Origin of the sequence: Luteimonas sp. MC1572, assembly GCF_016615815.1 — a bacterium.
Lineage (GTDB): Bacteria > Pseudomonadota > Gammaproteobacteria > Xanthomonadales > Xanthomonadaceae > Luteimonas.
The window spans coordinates 879,778-900,661 of record NZ_CP067112.1; the positions used below are offsets into that span (position 1 = coordinate 879,778).

The following is a 20,884-nucleotide window of genomic DNA, read 5'->3' on the forward strand; positions in this document are numbered from 1 at the left end:
GGAATTTGCGGGTCAGGCCTCGTCGTCTTCCTCGAATTCCACCAGCGCGTCGAGGTCGAACGACAGCGCCTCGACCGCCTCGCGCACCTTGCGCCCGGTGGACTCGTTGGGGACCTCGATCTCGATGGCGTGCATCTTCGGACCGGCAACGTCGCTCAGGCCAGCGGAGCTGGAATCGGCATCGTCGAGGCTCGGCATCAGGTCGGAGACCTCCTCGACGTGCTCGATGCCTTCGACGCTCTGCAGCAGGTTGATCACCGCGCGTGCGGTGGCGTCGGAGCTGGTGAGGAGGATGCGGAGCAGTGCCATCGGAAATCCTTCGGACGAACGCAGGGGGATGCCCGCAGGCTAGGAAGCCGCGGGCCAACGCCGCGTGACGGCGCGTGCGCCGCGCGTCACATTGCGGGCGGGCTGCGCACCGGCACGCTGATGTTGCACAGGTCGATGTGGCCGGCCGGGCGCAGGTACCAGCCGTCGCGGCGGTTGCGGCGCGATTCCACCATGGCGTCGAACAGCGGCGTGTCGGTGCGCAGCACCTCGAGCGCCGTGCGTTCGGCAGCCGGCACCTCCGACGCCAACCGGATCGCGGTGATCGCGGTGCGCTGCGCCGGATCTTCGTAGAAGCCGAGCGGACCGGTACCGCGCGGCAGCACGCTCAGGTGTTCCATGCCCTGCAGCACGCGGCCGACCACGGTGATGTTGCGGTCGAGCTGGCGCGGCGACTGGCCGGTGACGACGTACAGCTCCGTGCCGTTGCTCGAGTCCGCCGCCATGTCGCGTCCGGCGCCCAGCGTGCCGTAGCAGTGGGCAAGCCAGGCCTGGCCCTCGTGCGGGTCGCGCGCGGCCGGGAAGCCGGCGGCGAAGCCCGTCTCAGGCGCCCAGCCGTCGCGGTCGGGCAGGGCGTGGAACGCAAGACCTTCGGCGGCGCGCGAGAACTCCGCCGGGAGCTTCGGCTTGGCCGTGCCGATCGGCCTGCCCGGCACGCCCTCCTCGGTGATGTCCCCGAACTGGACCACGAAGTTGTCCTGCGACCGGTACAGCGTCAGCCCGTTCCAGAAGCCTTCCTTCGCCAGCGTGCGGATGTTGGCGACGTGTTCCGGCGCGAAGTCGGGGGCGAGTTCGATCACCACCCGGCCGGCAGCGAGGTCGAGGTACAGGGTGCTGGCGGGATCCGGCGTGCGCCAGTCGCCGGGCCGCGAGGCGTCCAGCAGCTCCTGGGTGGTCTTCGGCTTGCCGGCGCCGGCATCGGTGGACACGGGTTCGGCCGCGGTGGCCGTCCACAGGGTGCAGGCGGCGGCAAGCAGCGCGAGGGGCGGCAAGGATCGGATCGGGTGCACGGCGGGCTCCTGGAAGGTGTCCCCGATTGTTGCCGAAGTGGCGCCGCGCTGCCGACGTGCGCGGTGACTAATGGCACGCTCGCTATACATAACTGGACACTAGTCTGTGCCCATGGTCGATGCCGACGCCACCCTGAGGAAGTTCCAGCGCGAACTGAGCGCCGGCACGGTGTCGCTGGCGCTGCTCGCGGTGCTGTCGCGCTCCGGCGAGCCGATGTACGGCTACCAGATCGCCAAGACGCTGGAGCGCTTCGGCGAGGGTGTGCTCAGCGGCAAGCAGAGCGCGCTGTATCCAGTGCTGCGCAACCTCGAGGCCACCGGGCTGCTGGCGAGCCACGTCGAACCGTCGATGGCCGGGCCGCCACGCCGCTACTACCGCATCACCGACGCCGGGCGCGACGCCCTGCGCGCGTGGGCCGCCGCCTGGCATGCGACCCGCGATTCCGTCGACACCGTCCTGGAGGGGATTCCATGAACACCGCGCTGCCCACAAGCATTCCCGCCTATCTGGAGCACCTGCGCCGCTCCCTTGCGGGCGCGGACCCCGCGCTGGTGCATGACGCGCTGTACGACGCGGAGGAATACCTGCGCTCGGAGCTCGCCGAAAACCCGGGCATGTCCGAGGCTGAGGTGATCGCCGCGGTGGCGTCCAGCTATGGCGACCCGGACGAGGTTGCCGACATCTACCGCGACACCGAGGCCACCGTGGAGACCGCCCTGCGTGCGCCGCCGCCGCCGCAGCGCAAGTCGCTGGCAGGCCGCTTCTTCGGCGTGGCCGCCGACCCGCGAGCGTATGCGTCGCTGTTCTACATGGTGCTGGCGCTGGCCACCGGCATCTTCTACTTCACCTGGGTGGTGGCCGGCCTGTCGATGTCGGCGGGCCTGGCGGTGCTGATCATCGGCATCCCGTTCGTGATCCTGTTCTTCGGCTCGGTACGGGTGCTGTCGCTGGTGGAAGGCCGGATCGTGGAAGTGATGCTCGGCGAGCGCATGCCGCGCCGGCCGCTCTACAGTGCGCGCGGGCGCAGCATCTGGCGGCGCATCGGTGACATGTTCAGCGATCCGCGCACCTGGAGCACGATGCTCTACATGCTGCTGATGCTGCCGCTTGGCATCCTGTATTTCTCAGTCGCGGCGACGTTGGGCAGCGTGGCCCTGGGCTTCATCGCGGCCCCGCTGGCCCTGCTGCCGGGCTTTGAACTCAATGTGTGGATGTTCGGCATCGACCTGCCGGCCGAAGCGCCGTGGCTGCTGCCGCTGGTGTCGCTGGCCGGGGTGCTGCTGCTGTTCGCGACGCTGCACCTGGCGCGCGGCGTCGGCCGCCTGCACGGACGCTTCGCGAAGCACCTGCTGGTGAAGTCGGCGCAGTACGCCTGAGCGAGCGCGGCCCGCCGGCCACCGCGGGGCGGCGCCGGCGCGGCGTCAGCGCGGCTTGCGCGCCGCAGGCACCGGTGCGGACGGCGCGGCCTGCGCCATCGGCGGCGCGGCGTACCGCGCGATGAAGTCACGTACCTGCGGATACACCTGGGTGCGCCAGCGGCGGCCGCTGAAAATGCCGTAATGACCGGCGCCCTCGACGGTCAGGTGCTCGCGGTGCGCATCGTCCACGCCCGTGCACAGCACGTGCGCGGCGCGGGTCTGGCCCTGGCCCGAGATGTCGTCGAGCTCGCCTTCGATGGTCAGCAATGCGGTGCCGGTGATCGCCGACGGATCGACGCGCTCTCCGGCCACGTCCCACAGGCCGCGCGGCAGCAGGTGCTGCTGGAACACCACGCTGATGGTGTCGAGGTAGTACTCGGCCGGCATGTCGAGTACGGCGTTGTACTCGTCGTAGAAGCGGCGGTGCGATGACGCGTCGTCGAGGTCGCCCTGCACCAGGCTGCTGTAGAAATCCCAGTGCGACATGAAATGGCGCTCCGGGTTCATCGCCACGAAGCCGGTGTGCTGCAGGAAGCCCGGATAGACGCGGCGGCCCTGGCCGGGATAGTCCTGCGGCACGGTGTGGATGACGTTGCCGCTGAACCAAGACAGCGGTTTCTGGGTGGCCAGCGTATTGACCGCGGTCGGCGATTCGCGGGTGTCGATCGGCCCGCCCATCATCACCAGCGAGCGCGGCGTCGGTTCACCACGCGCCGCCATCAGCGATACCGCTGCCAGCACCGGCACTGTCGGCTGGCAGACGCTGATCACGTGCAGCCGCTGGGCGCCGATGTGGCGGATGAACTCTTCGATGTAGGCGACGTAGTCGTCCAGGGTGAACGCACCGGCTTCGGTCGGGACCATGCGCGCGTCGACCCAGTCGGTGATGTACACCTTGTGGTCGGGCAGCAGGGTGCGCACGGTGTCGCGCAGCAGCGTGGCGTGGTGGCCGGACAGCGGCGCCACCACCAGCACGGTCGGCTGGTCCTTCATCCCGAGGATGTTGGCGGCGTCGTCGGTGTAGCGCTTGAAGCGCAGCAGGCGGCAGAACGGCTTGTCCAGCGCGACCTTCTCCACCACCGGCACGTCGTGGCCGTCCTTGACCACCTGGTGGATCGCGAACGGCGGCTTTTCGTAGTCCTTGCCGATGCGGTACAGCAGCTCGTTGGCGGCCGACGCGCGATCGGCACCCGGCAGCGACGACAGCCAGGTGCCGTCGGTGCCGAAGATCCGCGCGTTGGCGCGCGCCAGTTCGGTGAAGGGTGCCATCCAGGTGCGGTTGAGCTCGTGGAGCTGGTAAAGCATTGTCGGAAGCCCGGTCTGTAAGTGCTGCGACGCAGCATAACGCAGGCCGTGTGCAAGGGCGGTATGCCGGCCGCAGGCCCCTCCAGCGACGATCGGCGGCCGCGGACGGGGGGGCTAGGCCAGCTCCAGCGCGGTCGCCCCCGGCACCAGGCCCGGCGACAGCCAGCAGTGCGAACCCAGTGCACGGAAGCCCGCGGCCTCGAAACGCTGGCGGTAGAAGCGCCCGGGACGGCGGCGGAAATCATGGTCGTCGCCTTCCGCCTCATCCTCGCGCGCGAAGGTTTCCAGGAACGCCACGCCGCCGCACAGCTCGGCAAGGCCGGGCAGGCCGCGATCGATCTCGCGGACTTCGAGGTAGTGCAGCACGTCGCTGCAGACCACCAGGTCGGCAGGCGCGCACGGCCGCAGCGAGGCGAAGTCGCCGAAGCGCGCGAAGTGCAGGTTGCGACGGCGGCCATGGCGGGCGATCGCGTACTCGCTGCTGTCGAAGCCGAGGTATTCCACCGCGGGACGCAGCTTGAGCAGCGGCGCGCGCCATGCGCCTTCGCCGCAGCCGATGTCGAGCACCGTGCGCAGCGGGCGCTCGAGGTGGTACTCCGCCGTGGCCACGGCCAGCGCCACCTTTCGCGCCAGCCGCTGGCGCCCGCCGATGCCGCCGCCCCGGTACCAGCGGTCGAAGTAGTCGCGGTCATAGGTCTTGTTGTCCATGGGCGCGCACGATACCGGCTCCGGCGCGCGCCGTGCGATCCTGTGCGGCGAATCGACACGGGGTGACCATGCAAACCTATCTCTGGATCAAGTCCGCGCACATCGTGCTGGTGATGGCCTGGGTGGCCGCGGCGTTCTACCTGCCGCGCATCCTGATCAACCTGGTGGAGGCGGGTGGCGAGCCATCGGTGCACGCGCGCCTGGTGCTGATGGGCCGCCGGCTGTACCGCTTCGGCCACGTGATGTTCGGGCTGGCGGCGGTATTGGGCCTGGTGCTGTGGCTGGGCTACCGGGTGATCCCGGGGTTCCCGACCATGGTCGCCGCCGGCAGCGGCTGGATGCACGCCAAGCTCACGCTGGTCGCGCTGCTGTTCGCGCTGTACATCGCCTGCGGGCGCTGGCTGAAGCGCAGCGCAGCCGGCGGCGTGCTGCCGTCGACGCGCGCGCTGCGCTGGGTCAACGAGATCCCGGTGTTCGTGCTGCTCGGCATTGTGTATCTGGTGCTCGCGAAGCCGTTCTGAGCCACGGATGGCGGCTGGCGGATCGCGGCGGGCGGTGGGCAATCTCCTACTTTCCCGGGCGTCGCGCGGTGCTAGGATCCGGGCTGCTCATGGTCATGGAGGACGTCATGCGAGTTTCCTGCGCTGTTGCCATTGCCATGCTTGCTGCCTGCCAGCTGTCCCCTGCGACAGCCACGGATTCAGCAGCGGGGGCCACGTTTCCTCACGAACTCCGCGGCGTTTGGGATGCCTATCCCATGCCCTGCGTCGCGGATGAGCCGTCCGACAGCGACATGCGTTTCACGATCAGCGAGCACGTCCGCGGAAACTATGAAGACACCGATACGCTCGTGTCGATCGAGCGGGTGGCGACGGCACCGATGACATGGCGGGTTGTCGCCACGACCAGTCTGGACCCTTCCGATGATGTTGGTGAGGCGACCATTTATGTTCTCAAGATGGACACGCTCGCAGTCACCAATGGCGAGCGCGCCGAGGTCTATATCCGCTGCAAATGATCATGGCTCGGACAAGGATGTCGCATGCCTGCAATCGAACCGAAGACGTACAAGGTGACGCAGTACGCGCTGGCTGATCCCGCGGGACCGCCCCGGAACATCGGAGTGAAGGATCTGGAGAGTCTTGTCACGCACCACCCGCGTGCCAACAGGCGAGGCCAATTCCTGGATGGCGTTCCGAAGGACGTGGAGCACGCCGACAAGCGCTCGTACGCCGTCATCGGGGCTGAGCTGCAGGAAGTGCAATCCTTGCGGACGGACAAGCAATACCGTTCCGTGGCTCCCGACCAGGTCCTCCTGATCAAGGACTTCATCCTCGACGATCCCACGGTGGACGACAGCCGCCGCGTGGACGTGCCTGCGCCGGCGGCCGGCATCGTCGGCCGCGTCGATGCGCGCAACGGCGTGGTCGACATCCTCGATCCGGCTGACCGGGCGTTGATTGTCCGCATCCGCCATCTCGGCCCGATCGCGGTCGAGGTGGGCGAGCACATCGCCTACGGCCAAGCGCTGGGCACGCAGAACAACATCGGCTTGCCGCGTTCGGCGGGCAAGCATGTCCACATCGAGATGGACACGCGCCATTACCAGCAGTTCGACCACTACGTCCGCGACCTCGTGGAGGGCCGCCTGCCCGTGGCGGCAGCGCACCGTGCCGGCATCGAGCCGCGCCCGGTTCTGGACGATGGTGTCATGCGTGTCGGCGAGTCCGGCGAGCGGGTCTCGATGGTGCAGCGCGCCCTGGTGGCGGGCGGTTACCGCGCGGTTGGCGACGCCCCGATTGCGGTCGATGGCGTCTATCGCCTGTCGATGCAGGGCGCCGTGCTCGCGTTCCAGCAGGCCAACAGCCTGGCACCGACCGGCGACATCGACCCGCCGACCTGGCGCGCTGCCCTCGACATCGCACTGGGCAGGCCGGCGCTGCCGCCGCCTGTCCTTGATTCCATGTCTCCACCCGGGTTGCCGCGCGGCCAATTCCGTCTGCTGGATCAGATCCGCGACCATCTCCGGAACAACGGGGCCAGGCTCGGTGACATGCCCGATGCCGACGGCGAGCGCCTGGCACTCGCACTGGCCGGCCGCGCGGCGCAGCAGGGCCTCTCATCGGCCGACCATGTCCTGTTCGCACAGTCCGCCGCCGGTGCGTCGCGCGGGGCGCGCATGGTCGTGGTGCAGGGCCGGTTGGACGATCCAGCTCAGCACCGGATTTCGTTGTCCGTCGCGGACGCCTTGGCCACGTCGCCGGCCGAGTCGCTGCGTCGACTGCAGGGACTGGAGGCGCCGGGCCTGGCTGCAATGTCCAGGGCACCCGCGCATCAAGTCACCGCGGATGCGCACCCTGTCGTCCTCGGCATCTGAGCCGGAGGCGCCGGAAGCTGCGATGCCTTGGTCGTTATCGCGGAACGGACCCGCGACGCCCCGCTTCCAGTGACGGCAGCTCCACGGGTACGCCCGCCGGGTCGCAGTTGCCGATGGCGCACAGGCGCTCGCGAAGCGCCGGCGTGGCCTGCACGATCACGTGATAGATGACGTTCTGCTCCAGCGTGCCGCGGAACGCGGCGCTGCCCGGGCCGCGCGCCCAGATGCCGACGTCCTCGCCGCCGTGGGTCTCGGACTCCAGCGGCACCAACGCTTCCTGCATGTAGTCCGGATGGGTGGTGTCGACGCTGGAGAGGTCGGGGCGGCCGGCCGCGGCCACGACACCCTTCGCAGCATGGTAGTGGCGCTTCGGACCCTCGGGCTGGGTGGCGCTGGCGCCGGGATAGCCGGGGCCGTTGGCATAGCTCAGCGTGGTGTAGGGCAGGCCGAGGGCATCCAGCGCGGGGCCGTCGCCTTTCTCGTGCACCTTGCCGAGGATCGGGTTGCCGCGCCGCGGATAGCCGGCGAAATTCAGCACATGCGAATGGTCGGCGGTGACCACGATGAGCGTGTCGTCGGCCGAGGTCATGTCGACCGCGGCCTGTACCGCGCGCGACATCGCCACCGTTTCGTCGAGCGCGCGGTAGGCGTTGCCTTCGTGGTTGGCGTGGTCGATGCGGCCGCTCTCCACCAGCAGCACGTAGCCCGCGTCGTTGCGCGCCAGCGATTCGATCGCGAAGCGGGTCATGGCCTCGAGGTCCGGTTCGCCTTCGGGGCCGCGGTCGCGATCGTGCTCGTACTGCATGTGGCTCGATTCGAACAGTCCGAGCACCGGCGAGGCGCCGCGCGCCGCCTCGAACTGCCGGGTGTCGTGCACGAATGCGCCCTCGGGATGCAGGGCCTGCCATTCCGCCACCAGGTTGCGGCCGTCCCTGCGCTTGCCGCGCACGCCGGGCAGCACTTCTTCAGCGGGAAGGAACGCACGGGCGCCGCCGGCAAGCACCACTTGCGGGGCGCCGCGGTCGCGTACGAAGTCGATGAACTGGCTGGCGATGTCCGTGCAGCCGGCCGCGCGCGCCGCGTCCGGCAGCGTGGCGTCGCTCTCCCAGTTGCGGTTGGGCACGTGGGCGTAGGTCGCGGCGGGCGTGGCGTGGGTCAGGCGCGCGGTGGTGACGATGCCGGTGCCCATGCCGGCATCGGCGGCCAGCGCGAGCCAGCCCTGCAGGCGGTTGCCGCGCGATTGCGCGCAGTCGTTGTGGCCACCGGCGCTGACGCCGATGGCGCCGATATGGGTTTTCACGCCGGTGGCGACTGCGGTCATGGTGCCGGCCGAGTCCGGGGTCTGGGCATCGGTGTTGTAGGTCTTGCTGAACGCCGTGGCCGGGAAGTGCTCCCACGCCAGCAGGTGCTCCTCGCCGGGATTGCCTGCCTGCTGGCCGGCGAAGATCCGCGCCGCGGCCACCGTGGTCAGGCTCATGCCGTCGCCGAGGAACACGATCACGTTCTTCGCGCGCCCGCCCATGGCGCCGTTGCCGGCGGCGCGCGCGGCGCCGCTGCGGTACCACCAGGCCGGAGTTTCGCCCGCGGGACGGGCGATGGCCGGCACGTCGACCACCACCGCCGCAGACGCGGCATCGATGCGTGGCGCGGGCGCGGACGCGCAGGCGACCAGGGTGGCGCAGGCGATGGCAAGGGGGACGGCGAGGGTGGCGCGGGACGGACCGGTCATGTGCTGCTTCGTGTCAGGTGAATGCGCAATTATGCCGTTCGTCGGTATCCCGCCCATGACACGCCGGCGTTCCGCCATGGGCATCGCCGCGCGTTGGCTGCTCGGCTAAGGTGGCTCATTCCCTCCCGCGTGCTCACCAATGACGTTCGTCAAAGCCTGGTTCCGCATTCCGTTCTGGCAGCGTGTCGCGGCCGGTTTCGTGCTGGGCGCGCTTGCCGGCTGGCTGGTGGGGCCCGCGGCGGCGATCTGGTTCAAGCCGCTGGGCGACGTGTACGTCAACCTGATCCGCATGATCGCCACACCGCTGGTGTTCTTCGCCGTGACCAGCGCGATCGGCAGCCTGCACGGGCAGAAATCGATGGTGTCGCTGGGCGGGCGCACCTTCGCCTGGTTCGCGGCGACGGCTGCGCTGGCGGTATGCGTGGGCCTGGCGGTCGGCCTGGTGTTCAAGCCGGGCGAGGGCGTGGCCGCGCTGGCCATGGCGCCGGACTACGTGGTGCGCGATGTGCCCGGCCCGGTGCAGGTGCTGGTGGATGTGGTGCCGTCCAATCCGTTCCGCGCGCTGGCCGAAGGCAAGATCCTGCAGGTGATCTTCTTCGCCGCGCTGCTCGGTTTCGCGCTGGTCAAGCTGGGCGACAAGGCGACGCGGCTGCGCGCGCTGATGGCCGAAGGCAGCGAGGCGATGATCCAGGTCACGCGCTTCGTGCTGGAGTTCACGCCACTCGGCACCTTCGGCCTGATCGCGGCGCTGGTGGGGGCGTATGGCTTCGAGAAGCTGCTGCCGCTGCTCGGCTTCATCGGCGCGCTGTACCTGGCGTGCGGGCTGCACATCGTGTTCGTGTACGGCGGGCTGCTGCTTGCGCACGGGCTCAACCCGCTGAAGTTCTTCCGCGGCGCGGCGCCGGCGATGCAGGTGGCGTTCGCGGCGTCGTCGAGCTTCGCGGCGCTGCCCGCAAGCCTGCGCAGCGCCACCCACAACCTCGGCGTCGACAAGGACTACGCGGCATTCGCCGTGCCGCTCGGCGCCAGCGTCAAGATGGACGGCTGCGGCGCGATCTATCCGGCGCTGACCGCGGTGTTCGTGGCGCAGTACTTCGGCATCGACCTGAGCGTGTCGCAGTACTTCATCATCCTGCTGGCCTCGGTGCTCGGCAGCTTCGGCACCGCGGGCGTGCCCGGCACCGCGATCGTGATGGTCACCCTGGTGCTGAGCGCGGCCGGCCTGCCGCTGGAAGGCATCGGCTACCTGGTCGCCATCGACCGCATCCTCGACATGATGCGCACCATGACCAACGTCACCGGCCAGGTGCTGGTGCCGGTGCTGGTGGCCAAGGAGACCGGGATCCTCGACCAGGCGGTGTACGACGCCGCGTCGAGCAACGTCGGCATCGAGGATGGGGACACGGCGACGGTGGCGGAGCGCAGCGGCCGGGCGTAGCCCGGTCATGCGGCCACCCTGTCAGGGCGTGCGAGCCTTGCGCTGGGCCTCGAGCTGTTCATTGAAGCTGCGCTCGGCGCGCTCGACGTAGGTCGCGCACCCGATCGGCTTTGATGCCGCCGGATTCGCGTAATCCTGTCCGCTGAAACCGGGATGCGGCGTCAGCAGCACGTCGCAGGGCAGGCCGCGGACCACCTCGAAGCTGCGGCGATAGTCGTCGACGATGCGCGGGTAGCGCGGGTTGTCCACCAGCCGGTAGTCCGGCGCGGTCAGGCTGTCGGCGTAGGCGATGCGCACGGGGCGGGCGCCCTCGCGGTCGGTCCACGTCCAGGCCATGCTGCCGGGCGTATGCCCGGGCATGAAGTGCACGGTGAAGCGCATGCCGCCGAGCTCGACGATTTCGCCGTCCAGCAGCAGGCGATCGACCTGCACCGGCGGGTAGACGATGGCGTCGCCGAAGTGGATGTCGTCGCTGCCACCGCGCGCCAGCAGCACCGCGGATTCCGCGTTGGCGGCCACGCGTGCACCGGTGCGCCGGCGCAGCTCGGCCAGCGGGCCAACGTGGTCGGCGTGGGCCTGGCTGAGGAGGATCAGCTTCAGGTCGGCCGGTGCCACGCCCAGGTCCGCCATGTGGCGCAGCAGCATGTCGGCCGCCTGCGGCATGCCACCGTCGATCAGCACCGCGCCCTCCGCGGTCTTCACCAGGATCGCGCTGAGGTTGGCGGTGCCGATGTGCCAGGTGTTGTCGGCGATCCTCACCGGCGCGACCGGCTGCCGCCAGCTGTCGTGGACGGTATAGGCCTTGAGCTGCGGCAGCACGGGCTCGGCGGCCGACACGGGGCCGGCAGCGAAGAACGCGAAGGCGAGGGCGGAAACGGTAGGCGCGAATGCGGACATGTGTGGTGGCGGGCCGGAGACGGGAGGCCAAGTATCGCCGCTCGCGTCGCATGCACGCCGCCTCCGCGGCCATGACTTCTGGCCGGCAGCGGCCGCTTGGCCAGACGGTATGGTGTGACGCTGTCCACGGAGACAACGGGGAACCTATGAAGCTGCACAGACATTTGGCATGGCTGACGACGCTGCTGTTCGTGGCGCCGGCCTTCGCCGCCGACACCGACCGCTGGGAGATTCCGGTGGCCGTGAAGAAGCTCGACAACGGCCTGACGGTTGTCGTCTCCGAAGACCGCAGCGCGCCGGTGGTGGGCGTGAGCGTGGTGTATGGCATCGGCATGCGCCTCGAGCCGCGCAACCGCACCGGCTTCGCGCACCTGTTCGAGCACCTGATGTTCGAGGGCTCGGTCAATGCACCCGAAGGCGTGTTCGACCGCGTGATCACCGGCGGCGGCGGCCGCAACAACGGCTCCACCCGCGCCGACTTCACCAACTACATCGAGATCGCGCCGTCGTCCGCTATCGAGCCGATCCTGTGGCTCGAGGCGGACCGCATGCGCCTGCTGGACTTCAGCGAGAGCACGCTTGCGAACCAGCAGGACGTGGTGAAGGAAGAGATCCGCAACAACGTGCAGAACCAGCCGTATGGCGGCTTCATGTGGATCGACATCGGCCAGCATGCGTTCCAGAAGTGGGAAAACAACCACGACGGCTACGGCAGCTTCGAGGACCTGGAAAACGCCGACCTCGACGACGTGAAGGCCTTCCATCGCGACTACTACGGCCCCAACAACGCGATCCTGTCGCTGGCCGGCGACATCTCGCCGGCCGAGGGCTTCGCGCTGGCCGAGAAGTACTTCGGCGACATCGCGGCGCGCCCGACGCCGCCGGCGCCGGACTTCAGCGAAGGCCTGAACACGCAGGAAAAGCGCCTGCAGCAGGGCGACAAGCTGGCGCAGGTGCCGGCGATCGCGGCGGCGTGGAAGATGCCCGACCGCGGCAGCGCGGACCAGGCGCCGATGGCGGTGCTCGGCGCGCTGCTCGCCAATGGCGACGCCTCGCGCCTGTACCAGGGGCTGGTGAAGGGCCGCGAGCTGGCGCTCAACGTCGACTCGCTCTACGGCCTGACCAGCGAGTGGGAGTACGACGGCCCGACGCTGTTCACCGTGTTCGCGCTGTACAAGCCGACCTCGTCGGCCGATGAAGTGCTGGCGGCGATCGACGCGGAGATCGCCACGGTGGTCGCCGACGGCGTCGACGACGCGACGCTCGCGCGCGTCAAGACCGGCATGCTGGCTGACTGGTACGACGGCATGGAGTCGTTCCTGTCGCGCGCCGACAACCTGGCGAAGCTGCAGCTGATGTGGGGCGATGCCGCCGTCGCCAACCGCATCCCCGGCTGGATCGAGGCCGTGACCTCGGCCGACATCCAGCGCGCCGCGCGCACCTACCTGACGCAGGCCAACCGCACCGTCATCGACCGCAAGCCGGAAGCGATGCTGCAGGCGCCCACCGCTGCTCCTGCCGCTGGCCAGGACTGAGGACACCACCATGACCATCTTCTTCAAGCACACGCTCCTCGCGCTGGCGGTCTCCGCGCTCGCCGCCGGCGCCGCCGTCGCCGGCCCAGCCGCCGACCTGCCCAAGGACCTGCCGCCGTACGCGGCCGACAAGCCGCTGCCGATCCCCGAGATCGAGCGCAAGACGCTGGCCAACGGGCTGGAAGTCTGGGTGGTGCCGCGCGACGGCGTGCCGCGCGTCGATTTCGTGCTCGCGGTGCGCAACGCCGGCCTTGCCGCCGATGCCAGGGACATGCCGGGCTTCGCCACGCTCTTCACCGGCCTGCTCAGCGAGGGCACCGCCACGCGCAGCTCGCGCGAGATCGCCGAGTTCGCGCAGGGCCAGGGTGGCGCGATCGGCGCCGCCGCCAGCAACGATGGCGCGATGGTGTTCGCCAACGCGCTGGCCGCCAACGCGGAGCCGATGCTGTCGCTGCTCGCCGAGGTCGCGCGCACGCCGGCGTTCCCGGATGGCGAGGTCAAGCTGGCGCAGGCCAACGCGCTGCAGGCGCTGAAGGCCGCCGAGGCGCAGCCGGCGTTCAAGGCCAACCGCGCGCTGCTCGCCGCCACCTACGGTGACCATCCCTACGCACGTACGCAGCAGTCCGAGGCCTCGATCAACGCGGTGACGCCCGAGGGCCTGCGCAAGGAGCACGCACGCCGCTTCCACCCCGACCGCGCGCTGCTGGTGGTGACCGGACGCATCGCGCCGGAGGACGCGTTCCGCATGGCCGAGCAGGCGTTCGGCGACTGGAAGGCGGTCGGCGCCGACGTGCCCGACCTGCCGCCGGCGCGGCGCGACGCGGTGGCGCAGCGCGTGCTGGTCCAGCGCGACGGCAGCGTGCAGTCCACGCTGCGCCTGGGCAGCCCGGCGGTGTCGGCGACCGATCCCGACTACATCCCGCTGCAGCTGGCGGGCACCGTGCTCGGCGGCAGCTTCTCGAGCCGGGTGATGCAGAACCTGCGCGAGGACAAGGGGTACACCTACGGCGCCCGGGCCGGACTGAACGCGTCCGCCAAGGGCGGCTACGTGCAGGGCGGCGCCGACGTGCGCAACGAGGTCACCGGCGCGGCGCTCAGCGAGTTCTTCAAGGAATACGCGCGCATCGGCAAGGAGCCGGTGCCGACGGTCGAGCTCGACGACACCAAGCGCTATGTGGCGGGCGGCTACCTGATCTCCAACCAGATGCAGGCGGCCGTCGCGCAGACGCTGGCCGGCAACTGGCTGCTCGGCCTGCCGCCGGAGTACCTCGGCGAGTACGTGCCCAAGGTGCGTGCCGTGACCGCGGCCCAACTGCAGGCGATGGCGGCGAAGTACTTCACCCCGGAGCGCCAGTCGATCATCGTGGTCGGCGACGGTGGCGCTGTCTCGGAGCAGCTGGCGCCGTGGGGCGTGTTCAAGGCCGGGCAGTAGCGCGGCAGGGGCGGCCCGCGGGTTGTCCCCTACGCGGTCACCGGCACCGCGCGCGGCCGCTTGAGCCAGATGGCGAAGGCCGCCGCGGTGAAGAACATCACCAGGCTGTACACCGCCGCAGGGATCGACATCGCCGGATTGCCGAGCACGTTGAGCGCGACGTAGATCGCCAGCGTGCCGTTGTGGATGCCGATTTCCATGGCGATCGCGATCGCCTGCGGGCGTGGCAGGCGCAACCCGAGCGGCGCGGCGTAGCCGATGCCCATGCTGGCAAGGTTGAACAGCAGGCAGGCCAGCCCGACCACCGCGAAATAGGCGACCAGCACCTCGCGTGACTGCACCACGGCCGCGACCACCAGCAGCGCCAGCACCAGTACCGACAGCATGCGCAGCGGCTTTTCCGACCACGCCGCGAAGCGCGGCGCGAAGCGGCGGATGACCATGCCCAGCGCCACCGGCAGCACGATGATCACCGCGACCTCCACGATCTTGCGCACCGGCGGCGGCACGTACTGCCCGGAACCCATGAAGTACTGCAGCGCCAGGTCGAGGATCAGCGGCAGGGTCAGCAGGCACAGCAGGCTGTTGATCGCGGTGAGGGTGATGTTGAGCGCAACGTCGCCGCGCGCCAGGTGGCTGTAGATGTTGGCGGTGGCGCCGCCGGGTGACGCCGCCAGCAGCATCAGGCCCACTGCGAGCTCCGCCGGCAGCCGGAACGCCAGGGCGAGACCGAATGCGACCCAGGGCAACACCAGCACCTGCAGCGTGAGCCCGGTGAGCACCGCTCGCGGGTAGCGAGCCACGCGCCGGAAATCGCCCGGGGTGAGCGCCAGGCCGAGCCCCAGCATGATCACGCCCAGCGCCAGTGGCAGCAGCAGGCTGGTCAGCAGCGTCGATTCCATGCATCCCTCCGGGTCGCGTCGCCCCGGACGGGGGACGCCGCAGGATCGCCGCTCGGGCAGGCACGCGCAACGCCGGGCATCGTGGCAAGCAGCGCGGGCGCCGGCGTGGCCGACGCCGCCAGCCGCCGCCGTTGCTCCCGGAAGGGCCGGCCCGTTGCCGGCGCCTAGAGGGTCCGCCATGTCGCAAGGCCGGTTGAACGAGATCGACCTGATGCGGTTCGTCGCGGCGCTTGCGGTGGTGTTCTTCCACTACGCGTTCCGCGGAGTTGCCGCCGACGACATGTCGCTCATGGGATATCCCGCGCTGGCGCCGGTGGCGCGCTACGGGTTCCTCGGCGTGCAGCTGTTCTTCATGATCAGCGGCTTCGTCATCCTGATGACGGCGGCGCGCGGTAGCCTGCGCGCGTTCGTGGTGTCACGCGTGGTGCGCCTCTATCCGGCCTTCTGGGCCTGTTGCACCCTCACCGTGCTGGTGACCCTGGCGATCGGCGGCACGCGCTTCAGCGTGACGCTCCCGCAGTACCTGGCCAACATGACCATGATGAGCGAATTCATCGGCGTCGAATCGATCGATGGCGTGTACTGGTCGCTGTTCGTGGAGATCCGCTTCTACGCGATGGTCGCACTGCTGCTGGTGCTGGGCCGCATCCACCAGGCGCCGGCCTTCATGGTGGCGTGGCTGCTGGCGTCGCTGGCGCTGACCCTGTTTCCCGTCGAAGCGCTGCGGCGCCTGCTGGCGACCGACTCCGCGGCGTATTTCGTTGCCGGTGCGGCCTGTTACCTCATGTGGTCGAACGGCCCGTCGCGGGGAAGGGTGGCCATGCTGCTGGCGTCATGGACGCTGGCGGTGTTCCAGACCGCCCGCTGGGTGCCGCAGTTCGAGGCGCACTACGGGACGACGCTGGACATGCGGGTGCTGGTCGCGATCATCAGCGCGTTCTTCGTGGCCATGCTGCTGGTGTCGCTGCGGCTCACCGGCGCGTTCGGCGCACGGCGCTGGGTGGCGCTGGGCGCGCTGACCTATCCGCTGTACCTGCTGCACCAGAACATCGGCTTCATGCTCTTCAACCTCGCCTGGCCCGCGAACACGCATGTCGTGTTCTGGGGCACGCTGGCGCTGGTGCTGGTGGCGTCGCACGCGGTGCACGTGCTGGTCGAAAGGCGCCATGCGGCGAGATTCAAGGCCTGGGCCGAAGCCGCCTGGGACGGCGGCGTGCGGCTGGCCGGCAGGGTGCGCGCCTACGCACTGGCGAAGTACCCCACGGCGCCGTGAGGCGCCCGCGAATCAGCCGTTCAGGCCTTCGACGCGACGCGCCTGCAGGAACTTGCCCGCCCAGTAGCCGTCGTCGAGGTTGGACACCGTGACGTCGCGCCCGGTGCGCGGCGCGTGCACGAAGCGGCCGTTGCCCATGTAGATGCCGACGTGGTCGACGCGCTTGCCGCGGCGGCCGAAGAACACCAGGTCGCCGGCGGCCAGCGCTGCGCGCTCGACCTTCTGGCCGTTGCCGGCCATCTCGCGGGAGACGCGCGGCAGCTCGATGCCCAGCGCGGTGCGGAATACATAGCCCACCAGGCCGCTGCAGTCGAAGCCGGAATCCGGCGAGGTGCCGCCCCAGCGGTAGGGGGTGCCGAGCAGGGTCATGGCGCGCTGCAGGAGGGTCTGCACCCGGCCCTGCGCGGCGGGCTCGCCGCCGGCCAGCGCATCACTGGCCTCGATCAGCATGTTGACGTCGGCCGCTGAAAGCATGGCGCGCTCGGCCAGGATGTCGGTGCCCGCCAGCGCCTGGCTGGTCGAGGGCATGCGCTGCTGGTCGGCGGAATCGGCGGAGAGCATCGGCGCCGAAAATGCCGGGGCGGCGGCGGCCAGGAGCAATCCGGAGAAGAGAAGGCGGTACGCCCGGAGGGCGCGGCGCGGCTCGAAATGGGTGTTTGCTGGTTTCGTCACGCGGCTTTCACTTGTGTCAGCAGGGCGTGATGGTGCCGGATGCCGACCGGCGGAATGTTAAGGACGCGTCAGCATGGTTCAGCGAAGTGCGTGATTCCGTTCACAAATTTCACTGCAGGACGCGCCTGGCGCCGCTGTAGTGCTTGCGCCAGTAGCTGCCGTCGAGGTGGTCGAGGCGCACGGTTCCACCGCTGCTCGGGGCATGCACGAAGCGGCCTTCCCCGATATAGATGCCGACATGCGAGACGTTGCCGCCGCTGCCGAAGAACACCAGGTCGGCGGTGGCGAGGCGCTCCGGGGCGATCCTGGGCCCCTGGTACGCGGCGAGGTCGCGCGAGGTGCGCGGCAGCTTCAGGTCGAGCATGTCGCGATAGATGTAGTTGACCAGCCCGGAGCAGTCGAAGCCGCCTTCGGGCGTGTTGCCGCCATAGCGGTACGGGGTGCCGACCAGGCTGATGGCGCGCATCAGCACCGAGTTCGCGGCCGCCGGGTCGGCGGGCGCGACCTGCGGCCAGTCGCGCTGCGGGACCACCGCCGGGCGCTGGGCGGCGGGCCGGACGGCCTCACGCCCGCACCCCGTCGCCAGCAGCAGGAGCACGAGGACAGCCGCCGCGATTGGCGTGCGGCGGGTCGAGACTGGATAATGCGCGGCACTGTTCACGGCCGGCATCTTGGCCGACCCCCCCGATTCCTGACAAGCGGCCCCGTGCCGCACCACCGAGCGCCTTGCCCATGAAGATCGAGAAAGACCGCGTCGTCCGCTTCCATTACACCGTCTCCGAGGCCGGCCAGGCGCCGCTCGAGAGCTCGAAGGATGGCGGCGAACCGCTGGCGATCCTGATCGGCCACGGCAACATCATCCCGGGCCTGGAGAAGGCGATGGACGGGCGCGAGGCCGGCGAGTCCTTCGCCGTGGACGTGGCGCCTGCGGACGCCTATGGCGAGCGCAGCGACGGCCTGACCCAGCGCGTGCCCAAGAAGCACTTCAAGGACCAGAAGCTGGTCCCCGGCATGCAGGTGGTGCTGAACACCAATTTCGGCCCGCGCGCGGTCACCGTGCAGAAGGTCGGGATGAGCGTGGTCGACGTGGACCTCAACCACCCGATGGCCGGCAAGCAGCTGCACTTCGACGTCGAGATCATCGAGGTCCGCGAGGCGCAGGAAGTCGAGATCGAACACGGCCACGTGCACGGCGACGGCGGTCACGACCACTGACCCACGGCCCCGCCGCTACACTCCAGCGATGGGTGGACGCGTCGATGTGGTGGTGGTCGGTGGCGGGGTCATCGGGCTGTGCACCGCGCTGTGCCTGGTCGAGGCCGGGCGCAGCGTACGTCTGCTGGAAGCCGGCACGATGGGCAGCGGCAGCTCGCACGGCAACTGCGGCACCCTGACGCCCAGCCACGCCGGCCCGCTGGCCGCGCCGGGCACCATCGCCAAGGCGATGCGCTGGATGCTGACCCCGGATGCCCCGTTCTACGTTGCACCGCGCTTCGATCCCACCCTGTGGCGCTGGCTGTTCGGCTTTGCACGGCGCTGCAACGCGCGTGACTGGCACAGCGCCATGGCGTCGCGCGCGACCATCCTCAATGCCTCGCGCGCCGCGTTCCCCGACTGGGTCGCGCGGCACGCGCCCGGGGCCGAATACGCCGAAGAGGGCGCGGACTGCGTGTTCCGCACCGAGTCCGATTTCGACCTGATGGCCGCGGAAATGCCGGCATTGCACGCGCTGGGCATCGCCGCCGAGGCCGTGCCGGGCGCCGAGTACCTGCGCGCCAATCCGGCATTCAGGGACGGCGTGTTCGCGGCGATCCACTACCCGGGCGATGCGCGCCTGCGCCCGGATCGCTACGTCGACGGGCTGGCCGCGTCGCTGCGCGCGCTGGGCGGCGTGATCGACGAAGGCTTCAAGGTCGAGGGCATCGTGCGCGAGGCCGATGGCGTGCGCGTGCGCGGCAGCGGCGGTGACGTCGTGGCCGGCGAGGTGGTCATCGCCACCGGTGCATGGACGCCGACGCTGGTGAAGTCCGCCGGCCTGGGCGCGCTGCCGGTGCAACCGGGCAAGGGCTATTCCATGACCTACGAGCGTCCGCGGCTGGTGCCGCAGCGGCCGGTGGTCCTGCACGAGCGCAGCGTCTGCGTTACGGTCTGGGACAGCGGTTTCCGCCTGGGCAGCACGATGGAATTCTCCGGCTACGACGCCACCCTCAACCGCCGCCGGCTCGACGCGCTCGAGCGCGGCGCCGCCGAGTACCTGCACGAGCCGTTCGGCGCGGTGAAGCAGGAGGAATGGTGTGGCTGGCGGCCGCTGAGCGTGGATGACGTGCCGATCCTCGGTCGTGTGCCCGGCCAGGCGCATGTCTGGGTGGCCACCGGCCACGGCATGCTCGGCGTCAGCATGAGTCCGGCGACCGGCCAGCTGATGGCGGACCTGGTGTGCGGCCGTGCGCCGCGCATTGATCCCGCGCCGTATTCACCGGCGCGGTTCGCATGAGCGGCGGCGCGCTGGGCTTCGACCTCATCGTCGTCGGCGGCGGCTCCGGAGGTCTGGCGGCTGCCTTCCGCGCAGCCCAGCACGGCGCGCGCGTGGCGCTGCTGGAGCCGGGCGAGTTCGGCGGCACCTGCGTCAACCTCGGCTGCGTGCCGAAGAAGGCGATGTGGCTGGCCGCGGATCTGGTCGGGCGCATCGGCATGGCCCACGGACTGGGGCTGCCCGTGGCGCCGGTGGCCGTGGACTGGCCGACGCTGGTGGCCAGCCGCCAGGGCTACATCGCCAACATCCACGCCAGCTACCGGCGCCGCCTGGACGAAGCGGGCGTCGTGACCCTGCCGGTGCGCGGCCGCCTGGCCGGCGGTGGCGTGGTCGAATGCGCCGACGGCGCGCGGCTGCGTGCACCGCACATCCTGCTGGCCACCGGCGGGCGGCCGCAGCGGCCGGACATCCCGGGCGCCGGGCTGGGGCTGGATTCCGACGATTTCTTCGCCTTCACCGCGGCGCCCGCACGGGTGGCGGTGATCGGCGGCGGCTACATCGGCGTGGAACTGGCGTCGCTGCTGCAGTCGCTGGGCAGCCAGGTGGAGATGTTCGTGCGCGGCGCGCGGCTCCTCTCGGGCTTCGACGACGAGGTCACCGCGCGGCTGCAGGCCAACCTGCACCAGGACGGCATCGCCCTTCATTTCGGCTATCGCCTTGCCGCGCTCGAAAAGGCGGGCGAGGGCGTACGCCTGCGCGAACAGGGCGGCGATGCCGGCAATCCCTTCGATGCGGTGATCTTCGCCACCGGACGCGCAGCCCATACCGCGGGTCTCGGCCTGGAAGAGGCAGGCGTTGCCATCGGCAAGGACGGCCACGTGGTCGTGGATGCGTTCCAGGACACCAGCGCCGAAGGCGTTCACGCGGTCGGCGACGTCACCGGCCGGCTGGCGCTCACGCCGGTCGCGATCGCCGAGGCGCGCCGCCTGATGGACCGCCTGTTCGGCGGCCAGCCTGGCGCGCGCGTCGACCACGACAACGTCGCCACCGTGGTGTTCTCCCATCCGCCGCTGGGCAAGGTGGGACTCACCGAGGCCGAGGCGCGCGCGCGCTTCGGCGCTGACGTCACCGTGCACTGCACGACGTTCCGGCCGATGCTGCACGCGCTGGCGGACGTGCAGCGCCACAGCATGTTCAAGCTGGTCTGCACCGGGCCCGACGAGCGCGTGGTCGGCCTGCACCTGGTGGGCGAGGCCGCCGACGAGATCCTGCAGGGCTTCGCAGTGGCGGTGAAGATGGGTGCAACGCTCGCCGACCTGCACGACACGATGGCCATCCATCCCACCAGCGCCGAAGAAATCGTGCTGCTGCGCTGAGGCGTTCCCGC

At 70.0% G+C, this 20,884-nt stretch carries 21 protein-coding genes; 12 read left to right on the plus strand and 9 right to left on the minus strand.

The annotated features are described in order from the left end of the window. Positions 1 to 12 precede the first annotated feature (12 nt). Positions 13 to 309, minus strand: a complete 297-nt coding sequence (locus JGR64_RS04010; protein WP_199375278.1) for a hypothetical protein — start codon at positions 307 to 309, stop codon at positions 13 to 15. Positions 310 to 395: 86 nt separating this feature from the next. After that, a complete protein-coding gene (locus tag JGR64_RS04015) occupies positions 396 to 1,256 on the minus strand; it encodes a peptidylprolyl isomerase (protein ID WP_234447017.1) in 861 nt (286 codons plus the stop codon). 193 nt (positions 1,257 to 1,449) lie between these two features. On the opposite strand from JGR64_RS04015, the gene JGR64_RS04020 reads away from it, so the two are divergent. Together JGR64_RS04020 and JGR64_RS04025 are read left to right on the plus strand one after the other, a co-directional pair. Further along, the gene (locus JGR64_RS04020) at positions 1,450 to 1,812 is read left to right on the plus strand and encodes a PadR family transcriptional regulator (protein ID WP_199375280.1); all 363 of its coding nucleotides are present in this window, start codon (positions 1,450 to 1,452) and stop codon (positions 1,810 to 1,812) included. Further along, positions 1,809 to 2,714, plus strand: a complete 906-nt coding sequence (locus JGR64_RS04025) for a sensor domain-containing protein (protein WP_199375281.1) — start codon at positions 1,809 to 1,811, stop codon at positions 2,712 to 2,714. Before JGR64_RS04020 ends, JGR64_RS04025 begins: the two co-directional genes overlap by 4 nt. Positions 2,715 to 2,759: 45 nt before the next feature. Here JGR64_RS04025 and phaZ read toward each other — a convergent pair whose 3' ends face one another. Both phaZ and JGR64_RS04035 read right to left on the minus strand, forming a co-directional pair. Then, entirely contained in the window at positions 2,760 to 4,061 is a 1,302-nt protein-coding gene (gene phaZ, locus JGR64_RS04030; protein WP_199375282.1) for a polyhydroxyalkanoate depolymerase, read from the minus strand. A 114-nt stretch (positions 4,062 to 4,175) separates the two neighbouring features. Next, positions 4,176 to 4,769 carry a class I SAM-dependent methyltransferase gene (locus JGR64_RS04035; RefSeq protein ID WP_199375283.1) on the minus strand — a complete coding sequence of 198 codons (594 nt, stop codon included), beginning with the start codon at positions 4,767 to 4,769 and terminating at the stop codon, positions 4,176 to 4,178. Between the two features lie 68 nt (positions 4,770 to 4,837). On the opposite strand from JGR64_RS04035, the gene JGR64_RS04040 reads away from it, so the two are divergent. The 3 genes from JGR64_RS04040 (at position 4,838) to JGR64_RS04050 (ending at position 7,146) form a co-directional block, all read left to right on the plus strand. Continuing rightward, on the plus strand, positions 4,838 to 5,290 hold the full coding sequence (locus JGR64_RS04040; RefSeq protein ID WP_199375284.1) for a CopD family protein: 453 nt from the start codon (positions 4,838 to 4,840) through the stop codon (positions 5,288 to 5,290). 107 nt (positions 5,291 to 5,397) lie between these two features. Then, positions 5,398 to 5,787 carry a hypothetical protein gene (locus JGR64_RS04045; protein ID WP_199375285.1) on the plus strand — a complete coding sequence of 130 codons (390 nt, stop codon included), beginning with the start codon at positions 5,398 to 5,400 and terminating at the stop codon, positions 5,785 to 5,787. A gap of 54 nt (positions 5,788 to 5,841) precedes the next feature. Then, the gene (locus tag JGR64_RS04050; protein ID WP_199375286.1) at positions 5,842 to 7,146 is read left to right on the plus strand and encodes an XVIPCD domain-containing protein; all 1,305 of its coding nucleotides are present in this window, start codon (positions 5,842 to 5,844) and stop codon (positions 7,144 to 7,146) included. A gap of 34 nt (positions 7,147 to 7,180) precedes the next feature. Here JGR64_RS04050 and JGR64_RS04055 read toward each other — a convergent pair whose 3' ends face one another. Further along, positions 7,181 to 8,875 (minus strand): alkaline phosphatase, encoded by a 1,695-nt coding sequence (locus JGR64_RS04055; RefSeq protein ID WP_199375287.1) that lies wholly within the window; start codon positions 8,873 to 8,875, stop codon positions 7,181 to 7,183. 139 nt (positions 8,876 to 9,014) lie between these two features. On the opposite strand from JGR64_RS04055, the gene JGR64_RS04060 reads away from it, so the two are divergent. After that, entirely contained in the window at positions 9,015 to 10,313 is a 1,299-nt protein-coding gene (locus JGR64_RS04060; RefSeq protein ID WP_199375288.1) for a dicarboxylate/amino acid:cation symporter, read from the plus strand. 21 nt (positions 10,314 to 10,334) lie between these two features. On the opposite strand, the gene bla is transcribed toward JGR64_RS04060, so the two are convergent. Further along, entirely contained in the window at positions 10,335 to 11,210 is an 876-nt protein-coding gene (bla, locus tag JGR64_RS04065; RefSeq protein WP_199375289.1) for a subclass B3 metallo-beta-lactamase, read from the minus strand. Positions 11,211 to 11,374: 164 nt separating this feature from the next. Between bla and JGR64_RS04070 the strand changes: the two genes are divergently transcribed. Both JGR64_RS04070 and JGR64_RS04075 read left to right on the plus strand, forming a co-directional pair. Next, positions 11,375 to 12,745: a pitrilysin family protein gene (locus JGR64_RS04070; protein WP_233348379.1), complete on the plus strand. Its 1,371-nt coding sequence runs from the start codon at positions 11,375 to 11,377 to the stop codon at positions 12,743 to 12,745. 10 nt (positions 12,746 to 12,755) lie between these two features. Next, a complete protein-coding gene (locus JGR64_RS04075) occupies positions 12,756 to 14,177 on the plus strand; it encodes a pitrilysin family protein (RefSeq protein ID WP_199375291.1) in 1,422 nt (473 codons plus the stop codon). Positions 14,178 to 14,206: 29 nt separating this feature from the next. Here the strand turns inward: JGR64_RS04075 and JGR64_RS04080 are convergent, their stop codons facing one another. Further along, positions 14,207 to 15,079, minus strand: a complete 873-nt coding sequence (locus JGR64_RS04080; protein WP_199375292.1) for a bile acid:sodium symporter family protein — start codon at positions 15,077 to 15,079, stop codon at positions 14,207 to 14,209. A gap of 178 nt (positions 15,080 to 15,257) precedes the next feature. Between JGR64_RS04080 and JGR64_RS04085 the strand changes: the two genes are divergently transcribed. Then, positions 15,258 to 16,352: an acyltransferase gene (locus tag JGR64_RS04085; protein WP_199375293.1), complete on the plus strand. Its 1,095-nt coding sequence runs from the start codon at positions 15,258 to 15,260 to the stop codon at positions 16,350 to 16,352. A 12-nt stretch (positions 16,353 to 16,364) separates the two neighbouring features. On the opposite strand, the gene JGR64_RS04090 is transcribed toward JGR64_RS04085, so the two are convergent. Further along, positions 16,365 to 17,024 carry a C40 family peptidase gene (locus JGR64_RS04090; RefSeq protein ID WP_234446996.1) on the minus strand — a complete coding sequence of 220 codons (660 nt, stop codon included), beginning with the start codon at positions 17,022 to 17,024 and terminating at the stop codon, positions 16,365 to 16,367. A 109-nt stretch (positions 17,025 to 17,133) separates the two neighbouring features. Beyond that, positions 17,134 to 17,694 (minus strand): C40 family peptidase, encoded by a 561-nt coding sequence (locus JGR64_RS04095; protein WP_199375295.1) that lies wholly within the window; start codon positions 17,692 to 17,694, stop codon positions 17,134 to 17,136. A 62-nt stretch (positions 17,695 to 17,756) separates the two neighbouring features. Here JGR64_RS04095 and JGR64_RS04100 point away from each other — a divergent pair, with 62 nt between their 5' ends. Genes JGR64_RS04100 through gorA form a run of 3 tightly spaced genes read left to right on the plus strand, consistent with a single transcriptional unit; the run spans position 17,757 to position 20,873 of the window. Then, complete coding sequence (locus JGR64_RS04100) at positions 17,757 to 18,239, plus strand: peptidylprolyl isomerase (protein WP_199375296.1); 483 nt, start codon at positions 17,757 to 17,759, stop codon at positions 18,237 to 18,239. 28 nt (positions 18,240 to 18,267) lie between these two features. After that, positions 18,268 to 19,518: an FAD-dependent oxidoreductase gene (locus tag JGR64_RS04105; protein WP_199375297.1), complete on the plus strand. Its 1,251-nt coding sequence runs from the start codon at positions 18,268 to 18,270 to the stop codon at positions 19,516 to 19,518. Further along, positions 19,515 to 20,873 (plus strand): glutathione-disulfide reductase, encoded by a 1,359-nt coding sequence (gorA, locus tag JGR64_RS04110; protein WP_199375298.1) that lies wholly within the window; start codon positions 19,515 to 19,517, stop codon positions 20,871 to 20,873. Before JGR64_RS04105 ends, gorA begins: the two co-directional genes overlap by 4 nt. The last annotated feature ends 11 nt before the right edge of the window (positions 20,874 to 20,884 follow it).